At 68.1% G+C, this 238-nt stretch carries 1 protein-coding gene; it reads right to left on the bottom strand.

Features of this window, described 5'->3' with window-relative positions; all coding sequences use genetic code 11:
* On the bottom strand, nt 1–238 hold a 238-nt coding region (locus tag AC1RPV_RS08230; RefSeq protein WP_481764275.1), incomplete at both ends, for a UxaA family hydrolase.

Here is a 238-nt window from a genome sequence, read left to right as displayed (position 1 = left end):
GAGTCGATCATCGAATTGAAGCCGACGTGCGCGGCATCCTGCAGGCACACGACGCCGCCGTTGCCGGTCGCGCCGTCGGCGGTCACCGGGATCGCGCCCGGCGGCAGCAGACGCTCGGGCTGCAGCTTCTCGCAGCCGAGGCTCACGGTCATCACTTCGCCGCCGAAATTCGGATTCAGGCTGATGTTGCGCAGCGTGCGGATCGGGATGTCGGCGTCCAGCGCATCGATCGCGACGC

Source organism: Dellaglioa sp. CoH-55-MRSF-9 (assembly GCF_056782155.1).
Note: the sequence above shows the minus strand (reverse complement) of the source record. Positions and strands in the feature narration are given on the sequence as shown.